The 24,059-nt window shown below is 40.9% G+C and carries 20 protein-coding genes; 17 read left to right on the top strand and 3 right to left on the bottom strand.

Annotated elements, in window-relative coordinates; all coding sequences use genetic code 11:
• The first annotated feature begins 71 nt into the window (after window positions 1–71).
• The 13 genes from dnaN to FFR60_RS06645 all read left to right on the top strand — a co-directional run bounded on the left by dnaN (window position 72) and on the right by FFR60_RS06645 (window position 15,143).
• The gene (dnaN, locus tag FFR60_RS06585; RefSeq protein ID WP_088933999.1) at window positions 72–1,202 is read left to right on the top strand and encodes a DNA polymerase III subunit beta; all 1,131 of its coding nucleotides are present in this window, start codon (window positions 72–74) and stop codon (window positions 1,200–1,202) included.
• Window positions 1,203–1,436: 234 nt separating this feature from the next.
• Complete coding sequence (gene yaaA, locus FFR60_RS06590; protein WP_010747417.1) at window positions 1,437–1,679, top strand: S4 domain-containing protein YaaA; 243 nt, start codon at window positions 1,437–1,439, stop codon at window positions 1,677–1,679.
• Complete coding sequence (recF, locus tag FFR60_RS06595; protein ID WP_088934000.1) at window positions 1,666–2,784, top strand: DNA replication/repair protein RecF; 1,119 nt, start codon at window positions 1,666–1,668, stop codon at window positions 2,782–2,784. The genes yaaA and recF overlap by 14 nt, the downstream gene beginning before the upstream one ends.
• Entirely contained in the window at window positions 2,785–4,734 is a 1,950-nt protein-coding gene (gyrB, locus tag FFR60_RS06600; RefSeq protein ID WP_088934001.1) for a DNA topoisomerase (ATP-hydrolyzing) subunit B, read from the top strand.
• Between the two features lie 88 nt (window positions 4,735–4,822).
• Window positions 4,823–7,351, top strand: coding sequence for a DNA gyrase subunit A (gyrA, locus tag FFR60_RS06605; protein ID WP_137663529.1), 2,529 nt, complete (start codon window positions 4,823–4,825; stop codon window positions 7,349–7,351).
• A gap of 180 nt (window positions 7,352–7,531) precedes the next feature.
• Window positions 7,532–7,834, top strand: coding sequence for a 30S ribosomal protein S6 (gene rpsF / locus FFR60_RS06610; protein ID WP_137663530.1), 303 nt, complete (start codon window positions 7,532–7,534; stop codon window positions 7,832–7,834).
• 44 nt (window positions 7,835–7,878) lie between these two features.
• The gene (gene ssb / locus FFR60_RS06615; RefSeq protein ID WP_137663531.1) at window positions 7,879–8,388 is read left to right on the top strand and encodes a single-stranded DNA-binding protein; all 510 of its coding nucleotides are present in this window, start codon (window positions 7,879–7,881) and stop codon (window positions 8,386–8,388) included.
• Window positions 8,389–8,411: 23 nt separating this feature from the next.
• Complete coding sequence (rpsR, locus tag FFR60_RS06620; protein WP_010742563.1) at window positions 8,412–8,645, top strand: 30S ribosomal protein S18; 234 nt, start codon at window positions 8,412–8,414, stop codon at window positions 8,643–8,645.
• Between the two features lie 186 nt (window positions 8,646–8,831).
• Entirely contained in the window at window positions 8,832–10,796 is a 1,965-nt protein-coding gene (locus tag FFR60_RS06625) for a DHH family phosphoesterase (protein WP_137663532.1), read from the top strand.
• Window positions 10,793–11,245, top strand: coding sequence for a 50S ribosomal protein L9 (rplI, locus tag FFR60_RS06630; RefSeq protein ID WP_088934005.1), 453 nt, complete (start codon window positions 10,793–10,795; stop codon window positions 11,243–11,245). The genes FFR60_RS06625 and rplI overlap by 4 nt, the downstream gene beginning before the upstream one ends.
• Before the next feature lie 127 nt (window positions 11,246–11,372).
• Window positions 11,373–12,734, top strand: a complete 1,362-nt coding sequence (dnaB, locus tag FFR60_RS06635; RefSeq protein WP_088934006.1) for a replicative DNA helicase — start codon at window positions 11,373–11,375, stop codon at window positions 12,732–12,734.
• Between the two features lie 175 nt (window positions 12,735–12,909).
• The gene (locus FFR60_RS06640; protein WP_137663533.1) at window positions 12,910–14,202 is read left to right on the top strand and encodes an adenylosuccinate synthase; all 1,293 of its coding nucleotides are present in this window, start codon (window positions 12,910–12,912) and stop codon (window positions 14,200–14,202) included.
• A gap of 74 nt (window positions 14,203–14,276) precedes the next feature.
• The gene (locus tag FFR60_RS06645) at window positions 14,277–15,143 is read left to right on the top strand and encodes a DegV family protein (RefSeq protein WP_137663534.1); all 867 of its coding nucleotides are present in this window, start codon (window positions 14,277–14,279) and stop codon (window positions 15,141–15,143) included.
• Window positions 15,144–15,179: 36 nt separating this feature from the next.
• Here the strand turns inward: FFR60_RS06645 and FFR60_RS06650 are convergent, their stop codons facing one another.
• Window positions 15,180–16,073, bottom strand: coding sequence for a LysR family transcriptional regulator (locus FFR60_RS06650; RefSeq protein WP_088934009.1), 894 nt, complete (start codon window positions 16,071–16,073; stop codon window positions 15,180–15,182).
• A 122-nt stretch (window positions 16,074–16,195) separates the two neighbouring features.
• On the opposite strand from FFR60_RS06650, the gene FFR60_RS06655 reads away from it, so the two are divergent.
• Both FFR60_RS06655 and FFR60_RS06660 read left to right on the top strand, forming a co-directional pair.
• Window positions 16,196–17,836, top strand: coding sequence for a malolactic enzyme (locus FFR60_RS06655; RefSeq protein ID WP_371852972.1), 1,641 nt, complete (start codon window positions 16,196–16,198; stop codon window positions 17,834–17,836).
• A 17-nt stretch (window positions 17,837–17,853) separates the two neighbouring features.
• Entirely contained in the window at window positions 17,854–18,819 is a 966-nt protein-coding gene (locus FFR60_RS06660; protein ID WP_137663536.1) for an AEC family transporter, read from the top strand.
• 56 nt (window positions 18,820–18,875) lie between these two features.
• Here the strand turns inward: FFR60_RS06660 and FFR60_RS06665 are convergent, their stop codons facing one another.
• The gene (locus FFR60_RS06665) at window positions 18,876–20,495 is read right to left on the bottom strand and encodes an ABC-F family ATP-binding cassette domain-containing protein (protein WP_088934012.1); all 1,620 of its coding nucleotides are present in this window, start codon (window positions 20,493–20,495) and stop codon (window positions 18,876–18,878) included.
• Between the two features lie 139 nt (window positions 20,496–20,634).
• Here FFR60_RS06665 and FFR60_RS06670 point away from each other — a divergent pair, with 139 nt between their 5' ends.
• A complete protein-coding gene (locus tag FFR60_RS06670; protein ID WP_242550872.1) occupies window positions 20,635–21,012 on the top strand; it encodes a PTS sugar transporter subunit IIA in 378 nt (125 codons plus the stop codon).
• Window positions 21,013–21,053: 41 nt separating this feature from the next.
• On the opposite strand, the gene spxB is transcribed toward FFR60_RS06670, so the two are convergent.
• Entirely contained in the window at window positions 21,054–22,775 is a 1,722-nt protein-coding gene (gene spxB, locus FFR60_RS06675; RefSeq protein ID WP_137663537.1) for a pyruvate oxidase, read from the bottom strand.
• Between the two features lie 249 nt (window positions 22,776–23,024).
• On the opposite strand from spxB, the gene FFR60_RS06680 reads away from it, so the two are divergent.
• The gene (locus FFR60_RS06680; RefSeq protein WP_137663538.1) at window positions 23,025–23,843 is read left to right on the top strand and encodes a ZIP family metal transporter; all 819 of its coding nucleotides are present in this window, start codon (window positions 23,025–23,027) and stop codon (window positions 23,841–23,843) included.
• Window positions 23,844–24,059: the final 216 nt, after the last annotated feature.

Here is a 24,059-nt window from a genome sequence, read left to right on the forward strand (position 1 = left end):
CTGTGATAAGTATCTATTTAAATTAATACGTGACTTGAAAATAATTAAATTAATTGAAAAGGAGTTCCATCATGAAATTTACAATTAATCGTTCTCGCTTCATTCAAGAATTACAAACTGTTCAACGTGCTATTTCAACTAAAACAACTATTCCAATCTTAACTGGGGTAAAAATCGAGTTAAGCAATGAAGGGCTGAACTTGACAGGAAGCAATGCAGATATCTCAATTGAAACTTTTTTAGCCGCTGACGATGAAAAAGCGGAATTACAAATCACAGATTTAGGTACAATTGTTTTGCAGGCGCGTTTTTTTAGTGAAATCATTCGCCGCTTACCAGAAACAACCTTTACATTGGAAGTGCAAGAAAATTACCAAGTGTTGATTACATCTGGTGCAGCTCATTTTACGGTCAATGGATTAGATGCAGACAATTATCCACATCTACCTGTCGTAGAAGAACAAAATCAATTAAAATTACCTGTCCACATGTTGACAAAATTAATTGGAGAAACTGTTTTTTCTGTCTCACAACACGAAAGTCGTCCAATTTTAACAGGGGTTCACTTAACAATGTCGGGCAGCCAGTTATTAGCTGTTGCTACTGACTCTCATCGATTGAGTCAACGAATTGTACCTGTGGAAAATGCAAATAAAGATTTTGATATCGTTATTCCAGGTAAAAGTTTAGTTGAACTTTCTCGTTCATTAACAGATGAAGAAGCAGAAGTTGAAATAAGCATTATGGAAAACCAAGTTCTATTCAAAACACCATCTATGTATTTCTATTCTCGTTTACTTGAAGGAAATTATCCTGATACTAACCGTTTAATTCCAACAAGCTTCAATACAGAGATCACTTTTTCTGTACCAACATTCTTAGCAGCGATCGAACGTGCTTCCTTACTTTCTCATGAAGGCCGTAATAATATTGTTCGTTTAGCTATTGCAGATAATTCAGTTATTCTTTACGGAAACTCACCTGAAATAGGTAAAGTTGAAGAAGAATTAGCTTATGAAAAAGTCAGCGGTGATCCGCTGGAAATTTCATTTAATCCTGATTATATGAAAGATGCTTTGCGCGCTTTTGGTGACATGAGTATCAAGATCCAATTTATTTCAGCGATTCGTCCGTTTACTCTAGAACCAAGTGAAGGGGAAGTATCCTTTATTCAATTGATTACACCAGTGCGGACAAACTAAAGAAATCAGTCGAGTTTCACAAGTTTTTTGAAAAATATGAAAAAAATGTGTAAAAACCGCAATTCCGGTAAAAGGTCTTAAAATCGATTTTAAGACCTTTTACTTTTTTTTGAGTGAAATAATTAAAACAGCTTAAAACTGCTTAAAACGAAAAATACAACGAATCAATTTGTTTTATCGATTAAAAAAGGGTATAATAAAATGGTGTTTCTAGCATGAAAATGAGGGATGAATGTGAAACAAAAAATTTTTTTAGAAACAGAGTTCATGACACTTGGTCAGTTATTGAAAGAGATCAATTTGATCTCTAGCGGAGGACAAGCTAAGTGGTTTCTAGCAGAAGAAACAGTATTTGTAGATGGCGAGTTGGAAAATCGCCGCGGCCGAAAGCTCTATCCGGGAATGATGATCGAGATTCCTGAGGTAGGAACTTTTTTTATGGTCAAAAATAAGGAAGAACAAGATGCGGCTGAATAAGCTTGAGTTAAGAAATTACAGAAACTATCAAGAACTTGTCTTGGAATTTCCTAACCGTCTGAATATTTTTCTAGGAGAGAATGCTCAAGGAAAAACCAATCTTTTAGAAAGTATTTACGTTTTAGCTTTAACTCGCAGTCACCGGACCAGCAGCGAACAAGAGTTAATTGGCTGGCAGGATGATTTTGCTCAAATTAAAGGGCGGATTGACCGGGGGACTAGTGAGTTGGAATTAGAGCTTTTGCTAACCAAAAAAGGTCGTAAATCTAAAGTTAATCATATCGAGCAGAAAAAATTGAGCAGTTATATAGGTCAATTAAATGTCATTTTATTTGCACCAGAAGATCTTTCGTTAGTGAAAGGTAGTCCGCAGATCAGACGACGATTCATTGATATGGAATTAGGTCAGATTAATCCAGTCTATCTTTATGATTTAGCTCAGTATCAGCAAACTCTAAAGCAGCGGAATCTTTATTTGAAGCAATTATCTGAAAAGAAGCAGACAGATGAAATATATCTGGATATTCTGACAGAACAGCTAGTAGATTTTGGCAGCAAAGTTTTAGCGAACCGTCTGCAATTTGTTAAAAAATTAGAATATTGGTCGAATGACCTTCATGGCAAGATTACGAACCAAAAAGAAGAATTGGCGATCGAATATGAAGCTAGTATTTCGTTAAAAAGTGAAAATGTCGAAGAAATACGTACGGGTTTTCTAAATGAGCTGCAGAAAAACCGCAAACGGGAGATTTTCAAAGGAAATACTTTTTTAGGACCTCATCGAGATGACTTGATATTTAAGGTTAATCAACAAAATGTGCAGACTTATGGATCACAAGGACAACAGCGCACTACAGCATTAAGTGTCAAATTAGCTGAAATCGATTTGATGAAAGAAGAAACAGGAGAATATCCGATTTTACTATTAGATGACGTCATGAGCGAGCTTGATGACAATCGCCAGATTCATTTATTGGAGACTATCGAAAACAAAGTACAGACGTTTTTGACAACGACGACATTGAATCATGTTAAAGGGAAAATGACGGTTCATCCGGATATTTTTTATGTCCATCAAGGACAGATAGAAAGGAAAGAAACGTAAATGACAGAAGAGGAAAAGAGTTTACTAGAACGTGCTCAAGAGTACGATGCCAGTCAGATCCAGGTGTTAGAGGGGTTAGAAGCCGTTCGGAAACGCCCAGGAATGTACATCGGTTCAACAAGCACGGAAGGATTACATCACCTTGTATGGGAAATTGTGGATAATTCTATTGACGAAGCGTTAGCAGGATTTGCATCACATATTCACGTGGTGATTGAAGAAGATAACAGCATTACTGTCAGTGATGACGGTCGTGGTATTCCAGTAGATATTCAAGCTAAAACTGGACGTCCAGCGGTTGAAACAGTTTATACTATTCTACACGCGGGCGGAAAATTTGGCGGCGGCGGATACAAAGTATCTGGTGGTCTTCACGGTGTGGGGGCTTCCGTTGTTAATGCCTTGTCAAAGACCTTAGATGTTCGTGTTTTCAAAAATGGTAAAATCTATTTCCAAGAATACCGTCGCGGCGCGGTCGTAGACGACTTAAAAGTGATTGGTGAAACAGAAAAACATGGGACAACTGTCCATTTTGTACCAGACACGGAGATTTTTACGGAATCAACGGTTTTCAATTTTGATAAGTTAGCGACTCGTGTACGAGAATTAGCCTTCTTAAACCGAGGCTTAAAAATTTCGATTGAAGATAAACGTGAAGAAAATCCTGTTTTACGTGAGTATCATTACGAAGGCGGGATCAAAAGTTATGTTGAACACTTAAATCATAGTAAAGCGGTCATCTTTGACGAACCTGTTTATGTAGAAGGCGAGCAGCAAGATATTACGGTTGAAGTTGCTATGCAGTATACAGATGGTTATCATACCAATATTTTAAGTTTTGCGAATAATATCCATACTTATGAAGGTGGTACCCATGAATTTGGGTTCAAAACTGCTTTGACGCGGGTAATTAATGATTATGCTCGTAAGCAAAAAATCATGAAAGATAATGATGAAAATCTTTCTGGTGAGGATGTACGTGAAGGTTTAACCGCAGTTATTTCGATCAAACATCCGGAACCACAGTTTGAAGGACAAACAAAAACAAAACTTGGAAATTCTGAAGTTCGAACTGTTACAGACCGGTTGTTTTCAGAGAATTTCTTGAAGTTCTTGATGGAAAACCCATCAGTTGGGCGTCGGATCGTTGAAAAAGGATTGCTGGCTGCTAAAGCACGATTAGCTGCTAAACGTGCTCGTGAAGTAACGCGTCGTAAAGGTGCATTAGAGATCAGTAATTTACCTGGTAAATTAGCCGATTGCTCAAGTAATGATCCAGAAAAATGCGAACTGTTTATCGTCGAAGGAGATTCTGCCGGCGGTTCAGCAAAACAAGGGCGCAGTCGAGAGTTCCAAGCAATTTTGCCGATCCGCGGGAAAATTTTGAACGTCGAAAAAGCATCTATGGATAAAATTTTAGCTAACGAAGAAATCCGTTCATTGTTTACAGCAATGGGAACTGGTTTTGGTGCAGATTTTGATGTGTCAAAAGCTCGTTATCATAAATTAGTTATTATGACGGATGCCGATGTCGATGGCGCTCATATTCGAACATTGCTACTAACTTTATTCTATCGTTATATGCGTCCAATTGTGGAAGCTGGATATGTTTATATCGCGCAACCGCCATTGTACGGGATAAAACAAGGAAAGAACATTACTTATATCCAACCAGGTAAGAACGCTGAAGAAGAATTGGCACAAAAAATGTCTGAATTACCTGCGACACCAAAACCAAATGTTCAACGTTACAAAGGTTTAGGTGAAATGGATGATCATCAATTGTGGGAAACTACGATGGATCCAGACAATCGTTTGATGTTAAGAGTCAGTGTCGATGACGCGATCGAAGCCGATCAAGTTTTTGAAATGCTGATGGGTGATCGAGTAGAACCACGCCGCGCATTTATTGAAGAAAATGCGCACTATGTTAAAAACTTGGATATTTAGTGAGGATGTCAGTTTCTCTTACTCGTTTACGTTTTTAGAGAAATGATATACGTGGCGAGAAACAGACTCATTTTTCGGTTTTTGAAAAATGAATACATTAATACGAGATAGGAGGATCAATTTGGAAGATCGAAGAGAGAATATACATGACGTCAATCTAACCAGTGAAATGCGAGAATCCTTCATTGATTATGCAATGAGCGTTATTGTGGCACGTGCTTTACCAGATGTACGAGACGGATTGAAGCCTGTTCACCGTCGAATTTTATATGGAATGAATGAATTAGGAGTTACTCCAGATAAACCACATAAAAAATCAGCACGTATCGTTGGGGATGTAATGGGTAAGTATCACCCCCACGGTGACAGCGCAATTTATGAATCAATGGTGCGGATGGCTCAATCATTTAGCTATCGCAACATGTTAGTAGATGGTCACGGGAACTTTGGTTCTGTCGATGGCGATGGAGCTGCGGCGATGCGTTATACCGAGGCTCGCTTAAGTAAGATCGCTATGGAAATGTTACGGGATATCAATAAAGATACCGTTGATTTTCAAGGAAACTATGATGACAGTGAATCAGAACCAGTAGTATTGCCAGCACGCTTTCCGAATTTATTAGTTAATGGGGCAACGGGTATCGCAGTTGGGATGGCCACTAATATCCCGCCTCATAACTTAAGAGAAGTGACAGCTGGGATTGAACTGTTAATGGAAAATCCTGAGGCGACAACTCAAGATTTAATGGAGTGCATCCCAGGTCCAGATTTCCCAACGGGCGGTTTAGTCATGGGGAAATCAGGTATCCGTCGGGCATATGAGACAGGTAAAGGTTCAATCACTGTTCGTGCGAAAATCGAAATTGAAGAGCAAAAGAACGGTAAAGAACGTATCCTCGTCAGTGAATTGCCATACATGGTCAACAAAGCAAAATTGATCGAACGTATTTCTGAATTGCATAGAGATAAAAGAATCGAGGGTATCACGGATCTGCGAGATGAATCTTCTCGTGAAGGTATGCGAATTGTTATAGAAGTTCGCCGCGATGTCAGTGCCTCAGTCATATTGAACAATTTATACAAAATGACATCCTTGCAAACTTCGTTTAGTTTCAATATGCTGGCGATTGAAAATGGTGTTCCTAAAATTTTAAACTTGAAGCAAATACTGGAAAACTATATTGAGCACCAGAAAATAGTTATTACTCGTCGAACAGTCTTTGATAAGAAAAAAGCTGAAGCACGTGCGCATATCTTAGAAGGTTTACGTATTGCTTTGGATCATATTGATGAGATTATTGCAACGATCCGAAATTCGGCTTCTGATGATATCGCAAAAGCTACATTGATCGAACGATTTGAATTATCTGATCGTCAAGCGCAAGCAATCTTAGATATGCGTCTGCGCCGTTTAACAGGCTTAGAGCGTGAGAAAATCGAGAATGAATACCAAGAGCTGTTGAAGACGATCAGTGACTTAGAAGATATTCTAGCGCGTCCTGAGCGTGTAGAAGAAATCATTCGGACTGAGTTAGCAGAAGTTGCCGGAAAATTCGGTGATGATCGCCGAACAGAATTGTTAATCGGTGAAGTATTAAGTCTTGAAGATGAGGACTTGATTGAAGAAGAAGATATCGTTATTACTCTAACAAATAATGGTTATATTAAACGAGTTGCCTCAACCGAATTCCGCGCACAACGTCGTGGCGGCCGCGGTGTTCAAGGTATGGGTATTCACGATGATGATTTCGTGAAAAACTTAATCTCTTGTTCGACTCATGATACACTGCTGTTCTTTACTAACAGCGGCCGAGTTTATCGAGCAAAAGGTTACGAAGTACCGGAATATGGTCGGACAGCCAAAGGGATTCCAATTATTAACTTGCTGGGGATTGACTCAAATGAAACAATCCAAGCTGTAATTTCAGTTAATGGACAGGCAGAAGATGGACATTTCCTATTCTTCGTTACGAAAAAAGGGACGGTCAAACGAACGACTGTTACAGCCTTTTCAAATATTCGTGCTAATGGTTTGATTGCAATCGGACTTCGCGAAGGCGATGAATTAGTTAACGTCATGTCAACGGAAGGCGACGAAACGATTATTATCGGTACTCACAATGGCTATTCGGTAACGTTTAAAGAAGAAGCTGTTCGTGATATGGGTCGTACAGCAAGCGGTGTTCGCGGAATTCGCTTGCGCGAAGAAGATTACGTTATCGGATCAGCCGTATTAAAAGAAGATCAAGAAGTTTTAGTCATTACCGAAAAAGGTTACGGTAAACGTACAAGAGCCACTGAGTACCCAATCAAAGGTCGGGGTGGTAAAGGTATCAAGACGGCTAATATCAAAGATAAGAACGGACCGTTAGCTGGTTTGACTACTGTTGACGGCGACGAAGACATTCTATTGATTACAAACAAAGGTGTTATTATCCGTTTCAATGTTGGTGGAGTTTCACAAACAGGACGCGCTACCTTAGGTGTTCGACTAATGAAAATGGAAGAAAACACAAAAGTCGTGACAATGGCGATTGTTGATAAAGAAGTCGAAGTTGCTGAAACAATTGAGACTGATGAAGTCGCTGAAGAAAAACCAAATGATACTGAAGAATAAAAAGTTTTGAAGGCTGGGAGCAATCCCAGTCTTTTTTCGTAACTTAGAGTAAAGAAACATTTGATTTTTGTAGGACGATTATGTATAATGAATATTTGTGAGTAGTCTATATTTTTTTAGATCGCTCTCCTTGCTCTTAAAAAATTAAGAGCCTTATAGTCCATAGGGAGGTGAAAATCAATGAGTCAAAACACGAAGTATGAAATCACATACATCATTCGTCCGAACATTGATGAAGAAGCAAAAACTGCTTTAGTAGAACGTTTCGATACAATCTTGAAAGATAATGGAGCAGAAATTATCGATACAAAAGATTGGGAAAAACGCCGTTTCGCTTACGAAATGAACGGATTCCGTGAAGGCATCTACCATATCGTCAATGCAACTGCGCCAACAACAGCTAGCGCAGTTAACGAATTCGATCGTCTTGCAAAAATCAACGACGATATTATTCGTCACATGATTGTTAAGATTGAAGAATAATTGTTTCACGTGAAACAATTGACGAGAAGGGAGCTGGCTTTACTTTGATTAATAATGTTGTACTAGTTGGTCGTTTAACAAAAGATCCTGATTTACGTTACACCGCAAATGGTACTGGGGTTGCAACGTTTACCTTGGCTGTGAATCGTAATTTTACGAATCAAAGCGGAAATCGCGAAGCAGACTTTATCAACTGTGTGATTTGGCGGAAATCAGCTGAGTCTTTAGCTAATTATGCACGTAAGGGAACTCTTTTAGGTGTGACTGGCCGTATCCAAACAAGAAATTATGAAAATCAGCAAGGACAACGTGTCTATGTGACAGAAGTTGTTGCTGAAAACTTCCAATTATTGGAATCTCGCACTGCAAGTGAGCAACGTCAACAGAACCCAGGTTCTACTGATAGCTTCCAAGGTAGCGGGGCAAATAATTTTAACAACAGTAATAATCAGTCCTCTCAGTCAGCAAAGAACACTATGCCTGACTTCGATCGAGATTCAGATCCATTTAGTGGGTCCTCAATCGACATTTCAGATGATGATTTACCATTCTAACAATTGAATAGGAGGGAAACGGAATGGCACAACAAAGAAGAGGTCGCAAACGTCGTAAAGTAGACTATATTGCTGCTAATCATATCGAATACATCGATTATAAAGATATCGAATTATTGAAACGTTTCATCAGCGAACGTGGTAAAATTTTACCTCGTCGTGTAACTGGAACAAGCGCTAAAAACCAACGTAAATTAACGATCGCTATCAAACGCGCACGTATTATGGGCTTATTAGCATTCGTTTCTGAAGAATAGAATGTAATTTTAAAAGAGACTTCATTTTTGAAGTCTCTTTTTTTGTTTCACGTGAAACATTCAAGAAAGTCGCTTGTAAAGACAGTGTGTGATAAAATTACACTGTTAGTCTATCTGATCTGTATGCTGAAATTAAAGTATATTTACTATAGAAAGGATAAGTAAAAAAGAATTAGGAGGTTATAAATGAAAAAGAATCTTCGGATTAAAGGGTCTTTTTTCTTTTTCTGTTTACTACTGATTCAATTAGCCGCAATATTCTTGTTGCCTTTCACCGCCGTAACAGCAGGAATTGTTATCTTAATCGACCTTTCATTATGGATGTATATGATTGTTTTGCGTAATCGTATTGAGATTAGTAATCAGCAAAAAATTCAATATGCTTCTCATCGTGCTCAAGAAGCCTTAGATTATGTATCCGTTGAAATGCCGGTGGGTATTATCACTTGGGATGATAAAAATACATTTACTTGGACTAATCCAGCAATAACAGAGAGCGTTCAACAATTGACGAAAGATGATCAACAAGACATGATCAATGAATTGCTGCAGCGAGCCGAAAAAGGTAAAAACATTTATAAAATAAACAACATTCTTTATCACTTTGATTTAAATCTTGAAAAACGGGTTGTTTATCTGATTGACGTTACTAAAGAATACACACTGGAAAATAAGGAAAAGCAGCAACAAGCAGTTGTCGGGATACTCTCCGTTGATAATTACGATGACGTAATTGATCGTCGAGACGATAAAGAAGTATCCAATCTAAATTCTTTTATTACTACGATCATCTCTGACTGGATGGATTCGTATCGGATATTTTATAAACGTGTGAATGCAGAGCGATTCTTTCTATTTGGCCGCTATGATGATTTGGAAAAAATGATTGAAAATAATTTTGATTTACTAGAACATATTCGAGTATCAGCTGAGAAGCAAGATATGCTAATCACTATAAGTATGGGAATTAGTTATGGTAGTGAATCCTTAGAAGTGATCGGAGATGAGGCGCAAAATAACTTAGATATTGCGCTGGTTCGCGGTGGAGATCAAGTCGTTGTAAAGAATGCAGCAGAGGGAAAGAAGCCGGTCTTCTATGGTGGTAATTCTGCGAGCGCTGCAAAGCGGACGAGAGTACGCTCGCGAGCGATGTCAACAGCTTTGAAAAATGTCTTTAATCAAACTGGTAATGTGTTTGTGATGGGGCATCGTTTTCCTGATATGGATGCGATTGGTTCGGCCTTTGGTGTTGCCTGTTTAGCCCGATACCATGATAAAAAAGTTCGAATTGTCATCAATGAAGAAGAGACTATTCCCGATGTGGAACGTTGTTTGGAAGAGATTCATCAAAATGGTGAGCTGGAAAATCTTTTGATTTCTCCTGAAGCGGCTAAGAAACAACGTAAAGCGGGAGATTTGTTAGTTATGGTTGATTACCATCGACCATCGTTATCGATTGACCAGGAATTATATGAGCAATTTGAAAATATTGTAATTATTGATCATCATCGAAGAGGGGATGAATTTCCGGATAATTCATTATTGACCTATATCGAGTCTTCCGCATCTTCAGCTTCGGAATTAGTAACTGAACTGATTCAATTTGAAAGCAACGAGCAACAAAAAATGAGTAAGATGGAAGCAACGCTGCTGTTAGCAGGAATTACTGTCGACACCAAGAATTTTGCAGTTCGGACGACTGCTCGAACATTCGATGTAGCTAGTTATTTAAAGACTTGTGGAGCAGATGCATCTTTAGTACAATACTTATTGAGTACCGATATTCAGTCTTATTTGGAAATCAGTAAATTAGTAGGCGAGAGTGATTATGTCAGAGACGATATCGTTATGGCTACTGGGACTGAGGATCAAAAGTATGACAGTGTAACAGCGGCTAAGACGGCCGATACATTGTTATCAATGGTGGATATCAATGCTGCTTTTGTAATCATAAAGCGAACTGATGGAGTAATAGCTATTAGTGCACGCAGTTCTGGGACTATTAATGTCCAACGGGTGATGGAAGTATTAGGCGGTGGCGGTCACTTTACGAATGCTGCGACCCAATTGGAGAATAGTACGATTGCTGAAGCAAAGCAACGGTTATTAGAGGCCATTAATAAACAGTTAACGGAGGGGACAGAAGAATGAAAGTAATTTTTTTACAAGATGTTAAAGGTAAAGGAAAAAAGGGCGATATCAAAGAAGTCCCAACAGGTTATGCACAAAATTATTTATTAAAGAACCATTTGGCGAAGGAAGCGACGAAAAGCAGTATCTCGGAATTGAGCGGACAAAAGAAAGCTCAAGATAAAAAGGCTGCTGAAGTTTTAGCGGAAGCCAAAAAATTAGCAGATTTCTTAGCAAAAGAAGAAACAGTTGTAGAAATCAAAGCCAAAGGCGGCGAAGATGGACGGTTGTTTGGTTCAATCCCATCTAAGCAAATTGCTGAAGGTTTGAAAAAACAGTATGATCTAAAAATCGATAAACGCAAAATTGAATTAGAAAATCCAATTCGCACACTTGGTTATACCAAGGTTCCCGTAAAACTTCATACAGAAGTTGAAGGAATCATTAAAGTGCACGTGGTGGAAGAATAATTTATTTAAGCGAATAATTACAAGAGAGTATGAGAGTTCTTGAAATTAAGAGAATTCCTCATACTCTTTGTTGTATTTAACAGGCAGATTTTGTAAAATAGATGGACGAAGAGGAGCGTAAAAAGACATGAGCGAAATGTTACAAGATCGTGTGCCACCCCAAAGTATTGAAGCCGAACAAGCGACCTTAGGCTCTATTTTTTTGGAGACTGATGCTTTGATTACGGCCATGGAGTACATAGTTCCAGAAGACTTTTATCGTCGTGGTCATCAACTGATTTTCCGTGGAATGATCCAATTAAATGATCGTAATGAAGCGATCGACGTAGTGACGGTTAAAGAGTTGCTGGAACAGCAAAATCAGCTGGAAGATGCTGGTGGTTTAAGCTATTTATCTGAGCTTGCTTTGAGCGTTCCGACAGCAGCTAATGTAGGTTATTATGCCAAAATCGTAGAAGAGAAATCGTTATTGCGAAATTTGATCCAAACGGCTACGAATATCGTAACCCAAGGTTTTGAGCAAGGAGACGACGTACAGACGATTTTAGATGCTGCCGAGCGGAATATCATGGAAGTATCAGAACGTCGCAATAAGAGCGGTTTTTTGACCATTAGTGAGGTATTAAATACCGCAATAGAAAATATTGACCAACTAGCAAGAAATGATGAAGAGATCACGGGCTTGCCGACAGGCTATGCGGCATTAGATAAAATGACTGCTGGGTTACAATCGGAGGAATTAATCATTTTAGCGGCTCGTCCGGCGGTAGGGAAAACAGCCTTTGCTTTGAATATTGCCCAAAACGTTGGAACGAAGACAGATAAAGCTGTCGCTATTTTCAGTTTGGAAATGGGTGCCGAATCATTGGTTAATCGGATGCTGTGTGCAGAAGGATCAATTGAAGCGAGTCATCTGCGAACAGGTCAGCTGTCTGAAGAAGAATGGCAAAACTTGATCGTAGCAATGGGGAGCTTATCGCGAGCAAATATTTATATTGACGACACGCCAGGGATCAAGGTGTCTGAGATTCGGGCAAAATGTCACAAGCTGGCAAAAGAAAAAGGCAATCTTGGGCTGATCCTGATCGACTATTTGCAATTGATTGAAGGAACCGGTCGAGAAAACCGCCAACAAGAAGTATCTGAAATTTCACGTCAATTGAAGAAATTAGCGAAGGAATTAAAAGTACCAATTATTGCATTGTCACAGCTTTCTCGTGGGGTTGAACAACGCCAGGACAAGCGTCCAGTTTTAAGTGATATTCGTGAATCGGGTTCCATCGAGCAAGATGCCGACATCGTAGCCTTTTTATATCGTGATGATTATTATGACCGTGAAGGCGAAGAAGAGGAAGAATCGATCGCAAACCGAAACATCATTGAAGTCATTATTGAGAAGAACCGGAGCGGGGCACGAGGCACGGTGGAGCTGCTCTTTATTAAGGAATACAATAAATTCTCTTCTTTATCACCCAGAGAGGATTTTTAGCGCAAGTCTTGAACTTGCGTCTTTTTTTGCAATTTTTTATCATTATAAAAAATAATGTTCGTGATTTACCCCGTTTTTATAATCTTTATATTTTAATATTCGAATTTTCATTGAAGTATAGCGTTATTCTTGATACAATGGTTCAGGATTAAATAAAAATAAATGAGGTGTTCAGATGTCATCTGTAGTAGTTGTAGGGACGCAGTGGGGCGATGAAGGTAAAGGAAAAATCACGGATTTTTTGAGTGAGAATGCAGAAGTCATTGCTCGTTACCAAGGTGGAGACAATGCAGGTCATACAATCAAATTTGACAATGAAACATATAAATTGCACTTGATTCCTTCTGGGATTTTCTACAAAGAAAAAACCAGTGTCATTGGAAACGGTGTCGTGGTCAATCCGAAATCATTAGTAACGGAATTAGCCTATTTACATGAACGCGGGATCACAACAGAGAACTTACGTATTTCTGATCGTGCGCATGTCATCTTGCCTTACCATATCAAATTGGATCAATTGCAAGAAGATGCAAAGGGCGAAAACAAAATCGGGACAACCATTAAAGGGATTGGACCAGCTTATATGGATAAAGCAGCTCGTGTCGGTATCCGGGTAGCTGATTTATTAGACAAAGAAATTTTTGAAGAACGCCTGAAGGTCAATCTAGAAGATAAAAATCGTCAATTCGTCAAAATGTTTGATGATGAAGCGATGGACTTTGATGATATTTTTGAAGAGTATTATGAGTACGGACAACAAATCAAACAATACGTGACGGATACTTCTGTTATCTTGAACGATGCGTTAGATCAAGGCAAACGTGTGCTGTTTGAAGGTGCTCAAGGGGTTATGCTGGATATCGACCAAGGAACGTATCCATTTGTTACCTCGTCTAACCCAGTTGCCGGCGGTGTTACTATCGGTAGTGGTGTAGGACCAGCGAAAATCGATAAAGTCGTGGGTGTATGTAAAGCTTATACATCACGTGTCGGCGATGGACCTTTCCCAACCGAACTATTTGATGAAGTAGGCGGTCAAATCCGTGAAGTGGGTCGTGAATATGGAACCACAACGGGACGTCCGCGTCGTGTGGGTTGGTTTGACTCTGTGGTAATGCGTCATTCAAAACGAGTATCGGGGATTACCAATCTTTCTCTAAATTCGATTGATGTTTTGAGCGGGTTAGAAACGGTCAAAATCTGTACTGCTTATGAATTAGATGGAGAATTGATCTATCATTACCCAGCAAGCTTGAAAGAATTGAATCGCTGCAAGCCTGTTTATGAAGAATTGCCTGGCTGGAGCGAAGATATTACGGGATGTCGTGATTTAGCAGATCTACCGGAAAATGCGCGGAATTATGTCCGTCGTGTTTCTGAGCTTGTAGGGGTGCGCATCTCAACCTTCTCCGTTGGACCAGATCGAACGCAAACTAACATTTTGGAAAGTGTTTGGGCGCAAATCTAACATATTATGGGACAAGCAACCAATTATCTAGTAAAATAGATTTACTATTAAGCGGGTATTTGGAGGATTTTAAAATGTATCAGATTCTGACAGATTCATGTTGCGATGTGCCTTATGAATTATTAGCTGAAAACAACGTTGATTTTATTTCGATGTACGTAACAGTAGATGGAACGGAATTCGCCGATGACTTGGGGCGCAGCTTTAAGATCGATGATTTTTATAAACAAATTAAAGAGGGCGCGATGCCAACAACATCACAGGTCAATGTTGGCCGATATGTGGAATTTTTCCGCAGCTATACCGAAAAGAATATTCCGATTTTGTATATTTGCTTCTCTTCTGGAATGAGCGGTTCTTATCAAAGTGCCCTGCAAGCAGTTGAGCTTTTGAAAGAGGACTTACCTGAGGCGGAAGTCTATGTGGTGGACTCTTTGGCTGCCAGCGGCGGTGAAGGGCTGATGGTCTATGAAGCAGCTCAGAAGCAGCAAGCAGGCATGTCCTTGACCGATCTTTATCAATGGCTAGAAGAAAACAAACTAACGTATCATCACTGGGTAACCGTTGATGATCTGAACCATCTGCAACGAGGCGGACGTATCTCTAAAACGAGTGCAGCGATTGGCGGCTTGATGAACATCAAACCAATCATTACTGTCGATGTTGAAGGGAAGCTGCAAAATGTTGAAAAAGTCCGCGGACGCAAAAAAGCGTTGCAGCTCGTCGCTGACAAAATCAGTGAAGCGACAACCGATCCGACAAATCAAACGATTTTTATCACAACGAGTGCCGATCAAGAAGGTGCTGAAGAAGTGAAGCGCCATTTAGAAGAGAGCATCCAACCAAAAGAGATTCGGATTTTTCCATTGGGAACAACGATCTCGAGCCATACTGGTTTAGGGTGTATCGCAGTCTTTACTCGCGGTGAAAAACGAGATTAATAAAAAACGAGGAAATCAATTTGATTTCCTCGTTTTTTATTGCTCTTTTTGCTGACTAAAGCCGCGAATCAACTCGATCAATTGACCGCGAAGCGTTGAATCTAGAACTTGTTCACGTTGAACCAGTGAAATCATAAAAGTAGGCTGCGGCTGATCCGTAATCGGGATCATGACCAAATTATCTTCTGGCGAGATCGCAAGCTCTGTTAAAAAACCGATGCCGATCTGCTCGCGAATCATCCCTTTTAAAATATTCAAATTACTATTTTGATAAATAATTTGCGGTTCGAAATGGGCTTGCTGCGCCATTTTTTTAAAGGCGGTCGGGTGAACGTAGTGTTCATTCAATAAGACGAAGGGTTCGTCTTTTAATTCGGAAAAGGAGATCTCTTTGCGTTTGGCCAACGGATGATTGGGACTAACGACGATCATAAATCTTTTTTCGATCAAAATTTCACTAGTCAAATCATCATCGCGAATAGGCTGCGTCGAACCAAGCAAGGCAAGATCTATTTTCCCACGGCGCAAAAGTCCGTAAAGGTCCCTTGATCCGCCATCTACTAAGTGAATATGGCTCATCAAATCATTTTTAAAAAGATAGGAAGAAAGTTTGGGAAAGTAAAAGTTTCCAATAATAGGCGGCAATCCGAAGTCTAACGTGTCTTCTTTTAAGCGATCGATCTCAGTGACCGCAATCGTTACCTCTTTCAAAATATTCGAGATGTGGCGGGAAAGAACGATCCCGGCTTGTGTAATAATCAATTGTTTGTGTGATTGATCGCGATAAACGAGTTCTGCTCCCAGTTCGTCCTCTAGTCGTTTTACTGCGTAGGTGATCGTGGGCTGGCTGACGTGAAAGGCATTTGCTACCTTGGTAAAACTCTTTTCGCGCACCAAACGTTGGAAGTATTCTAAGTCTTTAAAGTTCATAATCGTCTCCTCATGTGAAAACAGATTATCATATAAATAAAATTTATCCTAAGCTTTTGTTTTGACTATAGTTTGCGAAAGCGCGTATTCTCCTAGTTGTACTCAATAAGGAGGAGAACATTATGAAAGGAATCGAAATTTTAAATAATCCATTTTTAAATAAAGGAACCGCATTTACAAAAGAAGAACGGAAGCACTATGGTTTGACCGGTATGCTGCCAGCTAAAGTTCAAACCTTGGAAGAGCAGGCTGAACAAACGTATGGACAATATCAAAGTAAAACCAGCAATTTGGAAAAGCGTTTATTCTTAATGGAAATCTTTAACACGAATCGCACCTTGTTTTATAAATTAATGGGTCAGCACGTCGTAGAATTTATGCCGATCGTTTATGATCCAACGGTAGCAGATTCAATTGAACAATATAATGAATTATTCGTTGAACCGCAGGATGCCGCATTTATTTCAATCGATGATCCGGAAAGTATCAAGGAAAGCTTGCAGAATGCTGCTGCTGGGCGTGACATCCGATTGATCGTTGTGACGGATGCAGAAGGTATCTTAGGGATCGGCGACTGGGGTGTCAACGGAGTCGATATCGCGATCGGTAAATTGATGGTCTACACTGCAGCTGCAGGTATCAACCCAGCTCAAGTTTTGCCAGTGTCGATCGATGCCGGTACAAACAATCAAGAATTATTGAGTGATCCATTATATTTAGGAAACAAACATGAACGTATCTACGGCGATAAGTATTACGAAGTGATCGATCAATTTGTGGAAGCTGTAGAAGAATTATTCCCTGAAGTATTGCTGCACTGGGAAGACTTCGGCCGTTCCAACGCAGCGAATATCTTAGAAAAATATCAAGACAAGATCACAACTTTTAATGATGACATCCAAGGAACTGGGATCGTTGTTTTAGCAGGGGTCTTAGGTGCCTTGAACATCTCACAAGAAGACTTGACGAAACAAACAGTGATGACCTTTGGTGCCGGAACTGCAGGCGTTGGGATCGCCAACCAATTGTTAGATGAAATGAAACGCCAAGGGCTATCTGAAGAGGAAGCTCGCAAACATTTCTACATGGTAGATAAGCAAGGAGTTTTGTTTGAAGATACAGAGGACTTAACTTCTGGTCAAAAAGCTTTCGTCCGTCAACGCAGCGAGTTTTCAAATGCGGATGAATTGACGAACTTAACTGCCGCAGTCAAAGCGATCCACCCTACGATTATTATTGGTACTTCGACTCAGCCAGGGGCCTTTACCGAAGAGATCATACGCGAATTAGCTGCTAATACAGAACGTCCAATTATTTTCCCATTGTCGAATCCAACGAAATTAGCAGAAGCAACCGCAGAAGACCTAATTAAATGGACAGACGGAAAAGCATTGATTGGAACAGGAATTCCTGCTGATGACGTAAAATACAACGGTGTCACTTACCAAATCGGCCAAGCCAACAATGCGTTAATGTATCCCGGTTTAGGACTTGGCATCATCGCTTCAACCGCAACCCGCGTCAATGGTGAAATGCTGTCGCAGGCTAGTCATGCGCTAGGCGGCATCGTTGATACAAGCAAACCAGGTGCCGCAGTCTTGCCGCCAGTATCGAAATTGACAGAATTCTCTCAAACGATCGCGGAAGTTGTTGTGAAGAGCGTTGTTGATCAAAAATTAAACAAAGAAGAAATCAAGGACATCAAACAGGCTGTAGAACATATGAAATGGTATCCAGAATATCAACCGCTTGATGCTGATTAAAAGGGGAGGAATAAAAGATGATTTTCTTTCAATCGATCCAAAGTGTTTTAAGCATCATTATTATGATTGCTTTAGGTTATATCTTGAAAAGACAAGGTTGGTTTGATGAAAGCTTTGGCAAAAGTATTTCGTCATTGATGACACGTGTGGCGCTGCCAGCCTCCATCTTTGTATCAGTCCTAAAGAACTTAACGAAAGAAAGCTTGTTCCAGCTATCGGGCAGCCTGATCTACCCGGTTGGGGCGGTTATTATCTCTTATATTTTGGCCTACGCACTAGTCAAAATTTTGAAGATTCGTCCAGGACGCCGCGGAATATTCATGAACGCGGTAGTTAATGCCAATACGATCTTCATCGGTTTGCCTTTAAACATCGCCTTGTTCGGTGAGAAATCCTTGCCATACTTCTTGGTTTATTATGTGACGAACACCGTTTCTACTTGGGCTTTTGGGGTATTCTTAATCTCGAATGATGATCCGACCAAAGTCAAAGGTGAAAGCAAAGCCAAATTGAACTGGAAGAAATTACTGCCACCACCATTATTAGGATTTATCGTAGCGATCATCTTCTTATTGGTAGGGATTCCTGTGCCAAGCTTTATCAATGCTACGCTTGGTTATGTAGGCAGCATCGTTACACCATTATCGCTGCTTTATATCGGGATCGTTTTATACGATGCTGGGTTGAAGAGCATTCGCTTTGACCGTGATGCGGTCGTCGCTTTGCTGGGACGTTTCGTCTTGGCACCAGCTGTTTTGATCGCATTAATCGCGCTTGGTTCAAATGCCTTTGGAGCAAGCCTCGCACCGCTGTTGAAACAAACCTTGATCGTACAATCGGCGACACCAATGCTGGCAGTATTGCCAATTTTAGCTAATGAGGCGCATGGTGACGTTAAATACGCGACGAACTTGGTGACAACGAGTACCGTTTTGTTCGTGATCGTTGTACCGATCTTGATGGAACTTGTTCAATTCATTTAATTTGCTTCCCCAATAGAAAAAGCATCCGCGATTTTTTCTCTCGCGAATGCTTTTTTTTAATACAATTTACTTAATTGCTTTTGCACTTCTGGATTTTCTAAGAATTCATCGTAGGTTGTTTCTGCACGGTCAACCACGCCATTTTCAGAAATAGCGATGATGCGGTTAGCGATCGTTTGGATGAATTGGTGGTCATGAGAGGCGAATAAAAGCGAACCTTTATAGGCGATCAGACCATCATTCAACGCGGAGATCGATTCTAAGTCTAAGTGATTGGTTGGATCATCCAACACTAAGACGTTTGATTTTGACAGCATCAGTTTTGACAGCATGCAACGAACTTTTTCGCCACCGGATAAGACATTGACGGGCTTCATTACTTCGTCGCCAGAAAACAGCATCCGACCTAAGAAGCTGCGTAAGAAGGTGTTGTCATCTTCTTCCTTGCTGGCATATTGACGCAGCCAGTCAAGGATCGGCATTTTGCTATCGAATTCTTTGGTTGTATCTTTTGGCAAGTAAGCCTGACTCGTCGTTACTCCCCAACGAATCGTTCCTGTATCAGGCTTAAGATCACCCATGATGACTTTGAATAAGGTTGTTGTTACTAAGTCGCTTTCGGCAATGAAGGCCACTTTGTCGTCACGATTCAAGGTGAAAGAGATATTGTCTAAAATCTTCTTGCCGTCGATCGTCACACTGACATTATCGACTTGCAGTAAATCGTTCCCGATTTCCCGTTCTGGTTTAAACTGAACAAATGGGTAGCGGCGTGAAGATGGCTGGATATCATCTAATGTAATCTTATCCAACATTTTCTTACGAGAAGTCGCTTGTTTTGATTTCGACGCGTTGGCACTGAAACGAGCGATAAATTCTTGCAGCTCTTTGATTTGTTCTTCTTTTTTAGCATTTTGCTGTGATTGCAATTTTGTTGCTAACTGGCTTGATTCCAACCAGAAGTCGTAGTTTCCGACGTATAATTTGATTTTCCCGAAATCGAGGTCAGCCATGTGGGTACACACTTTGTTTAAGAAGTGGCGGTCATGGGATACGACGATGACGGTATTTTCAAAGTTGATCAAGAATTCTTCCAACCAGTTGATTGATTGGATATCTAGTCCGTTTGTTGGTTCGTCTAATAAGAGTACGTCTGGTTTGCCGAAAAGTGATTGTGCTAGCAAGACTTTCACTTTTTGACCAGCTGTCAGTTCGCTCATTTTTACTTGGTGCAGGTCTTCAGGAATATTCAACCCCTGCAACAATACCGCTGCTTCAGGTTCGGCTTCCCAACCATCAAGTTCGGCGAATTCGCCTTCTAGTTCTGCTGCGCGAATACCGTCTTCGTCAGAAAAATCTTCCTTCATATAAATGGCGTCTTTTTCCTGCATGACTTGGTATAAGCGTTCGTGGCCCATGATGACTGTTTCAAGAACGGTATATTCTTCAAAGTCAAAATGGTTTTGTTTTAACACGGCCATCCGTTCGTTTGGTCCTAAAGTAACCGAACCGGTAGAAGGTTGGATATCGCCTGCTAAAATCTTAATAAAGGTTGATTTACCGGCGCCATTTGCACCGATCAACCCGTAACAATTGCCGGGAGTGAATTTAATATTTACGTCATCAAATAATTTACGGTCAGGAAACTGTAAACTAACGTCACTTACTGTAATCAATGATTTTCCTCACTTTATCAATATTGGCTCAGAGCCTCTCTGCATTATATCGGGGAACATCTGAAGTTTCAAGTCAACCGTTAAGAATTTACTTGGGAATTAAAATAGGATAGACTTGGCATTGAAGGGATGTGCCAGTATGATCGGGATAATTATCGCGACCCATGACCATTTAGCGGACAGTCTGTTAGACACGGCTGAGTCCATCTTAGGTGAGCAAAGCTGTGTGGAAACATTAAACATCGAGCCGGGAGCTACAGGTCTGCAGGAAAAAATTGAGGATTTCGCCAAAGAGTTGTTAACAAAAGTTGATGAGCTTGTTTGGCTGGTAGATATGTTTGGCGGTACACCATTTCGCTACGCCAGCTTTTGTGTAGTGAATGATTCGCGTCAGTCTTTAGTAACAGGCGTGAATTTGCCGATGCTCTTGCAGGCTTTAGTCAATCGCGAGCTGCCGGCGGAGGATTTAACGAAACAATTGGAACTAGAAGCGAAACAGACGATTCGGAGAATGTAAAAAGGTTGCGCCAAAATTATTTGGCACAACCTTTTTTCGATCTATTTTAGTAGTTCACGCAAAGTAGGCATGTCGTGGACTTGATATTTTTCTTTGAAGGCCTTGATTTGTTCTGCTGAGAATTTTTCTGGTTCTAATTCTAGCGCTTCAACAGGTAAAGGTCGTTCGTCCTTGATCTTAACATCGATCACGACAGGTCGTTTGCTGGCTTTGGCCGCTGTGAAAGCGGGTTCTAATTGATTGTACTCAGTGATCGTGAAGCCATCAGCTCCTAGCGCTTCGCCAACTTTGCCGAAGTCGGCACCTTCAAGGAAAACACCGAATTTTTGTTGTTCAGTATCTTCTTGTTCGGCTTCGATGAACCCAAAGGCCTCATTTGAGAAGACCACGTTGATGATCGGCAAGTTGTATTTTACTTGAGTGATGATGTCTTGCATCTGCATGGCAAAGCCACCATCTCCGCTGAAGGTAAAGACTTGTTTCTCTGGATAGGTCAATTGGGCGGCAATTCCGCCTGGCACACCATTTCCCATGGTTGCGAACCAGCCAGAGGTCGTGAATTGCTGCTCGCCGTTCATTTCCAGATGACGAATGGCATTCAAGGTAACATTACCAACATCGGCAACATACACCGCATCGTTTTCTGCGATCCGATTGATTTCCTTAAAGACCGGCTCTGCTCGTAGCGGTGTTGAATCATCATTATAGAAGCTCTTGCGCCAAGCATGCCAGTTCCGAATATTTTCTTGATTAGCTTTCAACCAAGCATCCGCAGGACGTGCTTGTCCAAGTTCGACCCAGCGGCGCAGTGCAGTCGCACCATCACCTAATACAGAATGATCGACATTGTGCCGACGACCGAATTTAGCAGCGTCGATATCGACTTGGATAAATTTTGCATCCGGATTGAAGAAATAGCGGCCAAATGGGAAGTCGCTGCCGACGAATACGATCAAATCAGCATCGGCTAAAGCTTCATTAGCTGGTTTGGTAGCGACACGAGCGGCAAAGCCCAAGAAATTCTCATATAGATCAGGGATGATTCCTTTGGCTAAGACAGCTGCTGCGACTGGCATTGAGAAATGCTCAGCAAATGCTTTGATCGCATCAAAGCCGCCCCGCACACCTTGACCGATATAAAGCACGGGCTGTTTCGCCGCTTCAATCAAAGGCAGTGCCGCCTTCAGATCCGCTTCATCAGGAAGCAGGACACCGGTTTTATGATTTTTCGCCGTTGCGATCTCTTCTTCTTCGATTTCGGCAAAACCAAGATCAACTGGGATCGTAACAACGGCAACACCTTTTTGCTGGTAAGCCGCTTTAATGGCTTCGTCAATCACGTGAGGCAAGCTTTCAGGTGTCATCACTGTTCGATTATAAACACTGACATCGGCAAACATCGGATTTTCATTTAATTCTTGGAACGCGTCATAGTTCATGGCAGTAGAAGCAACTTGACCTAGTAAAGCTAAAACAGGGACGTGGTCCATTTGCGCATCGTAAAGACCGTTGATCAAATGGCTGGCACCAGGACCCGCGGAACCAAAGACCGCACCGACTTTACCAGTAAGTTTTGCGTCAGCCGCAGCTGCTAAAGCACCCGCTTCTTCATGACGCACTTGGATATATTTAACGGCTTCACGTTCGTGATACAAGGCATCCATCGTGGAGTTGAATGATCCGCCGGGAATTCCATAGATATGATCGATTCCCCAAGCTTCCAAAACGTTGACCATTGCAACACCTGCATTAATTTTTGACATCTTCTTCACTCACTTTCTTTTTGTAAGTTCCTACTCAAAAAGTATAACGCGTCTTAAAAAAACCAGCAAAGAAAGTGTCTTCAAAAGAAGTTTACAGGTATACCTAAAACGTGATAAAGTTAAAGCAAATAAACGTTTTCAGTATACCAGTTCAAATTTATCGGTTCTGCTAAGTAACTTCAAATTACTTATGGCGAAACGGTAATTCTTCTGAGAAAAAAATAGATTAATAGGAAGTAGGAGGTTCTTATGGTTGGATGGCTACTTGATTTAGCGGCTTGGCAGCAAGCATTGGTAGGAACACTGTTTACCTGGGGAATGACCGCGTTAGGTGCTGCATTAGTTTTCTTCTTTAAAAATATCAATCGTAATGTACTGAACCTAATGTTGGGCTTTGCCTCTGGTGTGATGATCGCAGCGAGTTTTTGGTCGCTGTTAGATCCGGCGATCGAAGCGGCAGAGGAGAACGGATCGATTCCTTGGCTGGTGGTTAGTCTCGGGTTTGGTTTAGGCGGATTGTTTCTTTATATCGCAGATAAAACAATCCCCCATATGCACTTTGGACCGAACAAAGAAAAAGAAGGACTGCCCAGTCATTTGAAGCGGACGATTTTGCTGGTATTTTCGATTACCTTGCACAATATTCCGGAAGGATTGGCCGTCGGTGTCGCTTTCGGTGCCGCAAACGAAGCAGCGAATCCAACCGCCGCAGTTCTAGCGGCGATCTCCGTATCATTAGGGATCGGTATCCAAAACTTCCCAGAAGGCGCTGCAGTATCGATTCCTTTGCGTCAGGAGGGTCTGAGCCGGACGAAGTCATTCCTTTACGGACAAGCGTCAGGTCTGGTAGAACCGATCGCAGCTGTCGTAGGAGCGATTCTGGTAACAAGTGTTAATCCCTTGCTGCCATACGCCCTTTCCTTTGCAGCTGGAGCCATGATTTATGTGGTGGTGGAAGAATTGATCCCGGAAGCACAGGCAACAACGGATAGTAAGCATCACTTTGGTGTATTTGGCGCGATGACAGGCTTTATTATCATGATGATTTTGGATGTAGCGTTGGGATAGAACAGAATGTATTTTTTTGTGAGCTATGGAGAACTTTCTCCATGGCTCTTTTTGTTTAGCAAAACAAGAATGAATAAAACGCTGACGACAAACTTGAAACTAGCCTATTCTTCAAGTTTGACAAAAAAAGATCAAATGGGAAAGTAAAATATGTTGATAGCGCTTTCTTTAGCTGGCGTATTACCTTTATTGAAATTTGTTGGCACAGTTCTTGCG

Origin of the sequence: Enterococcus hulanensis, assembly GCF_005405485.1 — a bacterium.
Classification (GTDB): domain Bacteria; phylum Bacillota; class Bacilli; order Lactobacillales; family Enterococcaceae; genus Enterococcus_A; species Enterococcus_A hulanensis.